This window comes from Pseudomonas sp. AC083, from assembly GCF_979253165.1.
Genome location: NZ_CEEDDH010000045.1, coordinates 1 through 428 on the forward strand (window position 1 = coordinate 1; position 428 = coordinate 428).

Genomic DNA, 428 nt, shown 5'->3' on the forward strand with positions numbered 1-428 from the left:
CTGTATGCCAGTCTGTATCTTTGATATCGCCAAATTGACCGGTTACTGTGCCTTTTGTGTAGTCTCCGTTATCGTCATCTTTTGCATCTGTCGCGGCTTGTCCATCCACTTTTAGTGAACCTTCGACATATTGAAGACCTTCTGGTAGTTTATCTGCGATGACTAGATCTTTGATGACACTGTCTTCTACACTATTTTTTGTTTTGATGGTGTAAAGGAGCGTGTCGCCTGCCTGTACTTGTTTTTCATCTGTATTGCCTTTTGCTTTTTGAGAGATCTCAGATGTTTTTTCTGATTCAAGCTTTGGATCTCTTGGATCAATTTTTGTTTCGGTTGATGGCTCTTCTGGCGGCGTGTTTTCGCCTGTTACTTTCGCTGTGTTTTGAATGCTTTTACCTGATTTGCCTTTTGCGACTTTCGCTTCAAAG

At 41.6% G+C, this 428-nt stretch carries 1 protein-coding gene; it reads right to left on the reverse strand.

The features are described from left to right. On the reverse strand, window positions 1-428 hold a 428-nt coding region (locus tag AC0IXA_RS27165; protein ID WP_471814863.1), incomplete at both ends, for an isopeptide-forming domain-containing fimbrial protein.